Origin of the sequence: Phenylobacterium sp., assembly GCF_016793285.1 — a bacterium.
GTDB lineage: Bacteria > Pseudomonadota > Alphaproteobacteria > Caulobacterales > Caulobacteraceae > Phenylobacterium.
Genome location: NZ_JAEUMO010000088.1, coordinates 1 through 3,755, shown reverse-complemented (window position 1 = coordinate 3,755; position 3,755 = coordinate 1). Strand labels below are relative to the sequence as shown.

Sequence of the window (3,755 nt, the reverse complement as noted above, 5' to 3'; positions counted from 1 at the left end):
CATCTGGGCGAAGGCCTTGAGGCGTTCGTAGGCCTCGGGCCCCTCCAGGGTGAGGTGCTGCGGCGTCACTTCGACCGAGGCCACGTCCTTGTGCGCGGCGAGGTACTCGATCTCTTCCTTGGTCGTGACGTGCAGGACGTGGATGCGCTTGCCAGTCTTGTGGGCGAGGCCGACCAGGCGGTGGGTCGACTGGATGGCCGACTGGGCGTCGCGGACCTCGGGGTGGCTGGTCCAGTCGCCGGTGCGGGCCAGCGGCCGGCGCTCGGCGAGGCGGTATTCGTCCTCGGAGTGGAAGGCGGCGCGGCGGTTGATGTGGCGCAGCACCTGCTCGACGCCCTCGTCGTCCTGCACCAGCAGCGTGCCGGTGGACGCGCCCATGAACACCTTCACGCCGCAGCAGCCGGGCAGGCGCTCCAGCTCGCCCAGGAACTTCGCGTTCTCGTGGGTGCCGCCGACGTAGAAGGCGTGGTCGCAGTGCATGCGGCCCCTGGCGCGGGCGAGCTTGTCCGCCAGCGCGTCGGGGTCGGTGGTGGTGGGCTCGGTGTTGGGCATCTCGAACACCGCGACGACGCCGCCCAGGACCGCGCACTGGGACCCGGTCTCGAGGTCTTCCTTCCACTCCAGCCCCGGCTCGCGGAAGTGGACCTGGGTGTCGATGACGCCCGGCATGACGGTCAGGCCCCTGGCGTCGAATACCTCGCCGGCGCCGGCCTGGCCCAGGTCGCCGATGGCGGCGAACTTGCCGTCCTTGATGCCGATGTCGGCCGGGCCGCGGCCCGCGTGGTTCACGACGTCGCCGCCGCGGACGATCAGGTCGTAGGTCTCAGGCATTGGGGATCTCAGCCATTTTCCGTCGCCTTCAGCAGCTCGCGTGCAGCCGATACGACCTTTTCCACGGGCAGGTCCATCATGTGGCAGAGCATCTGGGTGAAGCCCGGGTCGGACGCCCTGATCTCGTCGAAGCTGCGGGCGCCGCGGACCACGCGGGTGGCCTCGCCCCAGGGGGCATAGAGCCGTTCGTCCGAGGGGCCGAAGAGGCCGATCGTAGGGATGCCCGCGGCGGCGGCGAGGTGCATCGCGCCGCTGTCGTTGCCGATGAAGAGCCGCGCGCGCTTCAGGCAGGCGTAGGCGGTCAGCACGTCGGCCTTGCCGGCCAGGTCGATGAAGTTGCGCGCGCCGGCCACGTCGCGGAGCTGGCGGCCGAGCTTGTCGTCGCCCGGCCCGCCCAGGACCATCAGCCGGCCGCCCTGCAACGGGCTCCAGGGTTCGCGCAGCAGCCGCATGGCGACCTGGCTGAACCGTTCGACCGGCCAGGTCTTGCCGATCCAGTTGGCGGCCGGGGCGAGCGCCAGGATGGGGCCTTCGCCGGCCGTCAGCTCGTCGGCGTAGGCCTCGACGTCGGCGTTGGTGAAGAGGTGCGGCGGGGCCGGTTCGTCCTCGATGCGCAGGACGCTCGCGGCCTCCAGCACCTTGTGGATCGGCTGGGCGGCCTTGCGGTGGATCGCCCGGCGCTTCGTGGACAGGAACCGCGAGATGCCCGAGCCGCGGAGGTCGACCACGAGACCCCACTTCCGTCGCCGCACCTTCTGCCAGAGCTCGAACCAGTGGCCGCCGCTCTTCGACTTCTCGAAGACGATGACGCGGTCGAGGTTGGGGACGTGGGCGAACAGCGGCGCGGCGTCCGGCCCGGCCACCACGGTGAAGCGGGCGTTCGGGATTTCGTCGGCCAGGCGCTTGATCAGGCCGGACGACAGCACCGCGTCGCCGATGCGCGTGGCGGTGATGAAGAGGATCGGGAAGGCGGACGCGGGCGGCATCGGCATTCGTATACGCATCGCGGCGCTGGCGCTCCACCGGCTGCGGCCCCAGATTGTCGGGATGTCGGAACGTGTCTCTTTCGCGCACCTGCCGAGCCGTAGCCTGATCGCCCTCGGCGGCGAGGACTGGCGGAACTTCCTGCAGGGGCTGATCACCCAGGACGTGGAGACGTTGGGCGGGGGCGAGGCGCGGTTCGGCGCGCTGCTGACCCCGCAGGGGCGGCTGCTCTACGACCTCTTCGTGGTGGCGAACGGCGACGGGGCCTGGCTGGACGTCGAGGCCGAGCATCGCGGCGCGCTGGCGATGCGGCTGACGATGTACCGGCTGCGGGCCAAGGTGACGATCGCGGCTGACGAGACGCCGGTGTCGGTGCTGTTCGACCCCGAGGCGCAGACGCTCGCACCCCCACCCCCCGCCCCCTCCCCGCAAGGGGGAGGGGTTTGGGTTCGAGACCCCCGGCTGCCGGCGTTGGGCTGGCGGGGCTATGGCGTCTCGGCGCCGGCGGGCGCGGCGGTGGTCGGCGAGGCGGAGCGGGAGGCGCAGAAGCTTCGGCTGGGCGTGCCGGGGCCGGCGGACTGGGGCTCGGACAAGACCTATCCGATCGAGGCCAACTTCGACCTCCTGAACGGCATCGACTTCAAGAAGGGCTGCTTCGTCGGCCAGGAGACCACGTCGCGCATGAAGCGCCGCGGCGTGATCAAGAACCGCATGCTCCCGCTGTCGTTCGAGGGCGGCGCACCTTCGGCCGGGGCCGAGGTGCTGGCCGGCGAGTTGCGCGCTGGCGTGGTGACGTCGGCCGCAGCCGGCGGGGGGATCGGCCTGATGCGCCTGGACCGCATCGACGGCGCCAGCCTGACCGTCGACGGCCGGCCGGTCCGCGCCGAGCGTCCGAGCTGGATGTCAGCCAAAGAACCCGCGTAGCAGCGCCAGCGTCTCGGCGGGCTTCTCCTCCGGGATGAAGTGGCCGCAGTCGACGGCCTGACCCTGCACATCGTCGGCCCATTCGCGCCAGATCGCGAGCGTGTCGTACCAGGCGGCCAGCGCACCCCTGGCGCCCCAGAGCACCTGGACGGGGCAGGCGATCTTCCGGCCGGCGGCCTTGTCGGCCATGTCGAGCTCGCGGTCGAAGCCGGCGCCGGCGCGGTAGTCCTCGCACATGGCGTGGACGACGTCGGGGCGGTGCGCGGCGCGGGCGTACTCGCGGAAGGCCTCGGGGTCGAAGGTCTTCAGGATCCCGCCGAAGCTGGTCGAGAAGAAGAACGCGTCGGGATCCGCGCCGATCAGGGTCTCGGGGAACGGGTGCGGCTGGGCCAGAAAGCTCCAGTGCCAGTAGCCGAGGGCGAACCTGCGGTCGGCGCGGGCCCAGACCTCGCCGGTCGGGACGATGTCGAGGATGGAGACGCGGCTCACGGCGCCGGGATGGTCGAGGGCCAGGCGGTAGGCGACGCGGCCGCCGCGGTCGTGCCCGGCGACGGCGAAGCGGTCGAAGCCGAACTCCGCCATCAGGGCCACCGCGTCGCGGGCCATGGCGCGCTTGGAGGAGGTCTCATGGTCGTCGCTGGACGGCGGCTTGGTCGAGCCGCCGTAGCCGCGCAGGTCGGGACAGACGACGGTGAAGTCCTTCGCGAGATCGCCTGCGACCGCGCCCCACATGGCGCCGGTCTCGGGATAGCCGTGCAGCAGGAGGAGCGGCGGGCCCGACCCGCCGTGGCGGACGCGGAGCGACGCCTCCGGGACCTCGATCTGCGACAACTCGAAGCCTTCGAACGCCATCGAAGCGGACCCCCTTGTTTCGACTCCCGGCCTGCGCTCTCTCTTCGGCGCATGAGCCAGTCTCCCCTGACCCGGTGCGAGTGGCGCGGCATGGCCGGCGACCCGCTCTACGAGGCCTACCACGACGAAGAGTGGGGCGTGCCGGAATACGACAGCCGCGCGCT

Annotated in this window: 4 protein-coding genes and 1 pseudogene; 2 read left to right on the top strand and 3 right to left on the bottom strand. The window is 71.5% G+C overall.

Annotation, left to right across the window (positions count from 1 at the left end):
• A pseudogene (locus tag JNL41_RS09345) lies at positions 1-831 on the bottom strand (amidohydrolase family protein); the annotation flags it as partial.
• 8 nt (positions 832-839) lie between these two features.
• A complete protein-coding gene (locus JNL41_RS09340) occupies positions 840-1,823 on the bottom strand; it encodes a glycosyltransferase family 9 protein (RefSeq protein ID WP_293474271.1) in 984 nt (327 codons plus the stop codon).
• A 55-nt stretch (positions 1,824-1,878) separates the two neighbouring features.
• Between JNL41_RS09340 and JNL41_RS09335 the strand changes: the two genes are divergently transcribed.
• On the top strand, positions 1,879-2,739 hold the full coding sequence (locus JNL41_RS09335; RefSeq protein ID WP_293474269.1) for a folate-binding protein YgfZ: 861 nt from the start codon (positions 1,879-1,881) through the stop codon (positions 2,737-2,739).
• Here the strand turns inward: JNL41_RS09335 and JNL41_RS09330 are convergent.
• Complete coding sequence (locus tag JNL41_RS09330; RefSeq protein ID WP_293474267.1) at positions 2,719-3,591, bottom strand: alpha/beta hydrolase; 873 nt, start codon at positions 3,589-3,591, stop codon at positions 2,719-2,721. The genes JNL41_RS09335 and JNL41_RS09330 overlap by 21 nt on opposite strands.
• Before the next feature lie 51 nt (positions 3,592-3,642).
• Here JNL41_RS09330 and JNL41_RS09325 point away from each other — a divergent pair.
• The coding region (locus JNL41_RS09325) for a DNA-3-methyladenine glycosylase I (protein ID WP_293474275.1) at positions 3,643-3,755 on the top strand (113 nt) is incomplete at its 3' end.

Excerpts from the sequence above, each read along its gene's own strand:
- JNL41_RS09340 (WP_293474271.1), bottom strand. The coding sequence starts at position 1,823 with ATGCCGATGCCGCCCGCGTCCGCCTTCCCGATCCTCTTCATCACCGCC.
- JNL41_RS09335 (WP_293474269.1), top strand. The coding sequence starts at position 1,879 with ATGTCGGAACGTGTCTCTTTCGCGCACCTGCCGAGCCGTAGCCTGATC.
- JNL41_RS09330 (WP_293474267.1), bottom strand. The coding sequence starts at position 3,591 with ATGGCGTTCGAAGGCTTCGAGTTGTCGCAGATCGAGGTCCCGGAGGCG.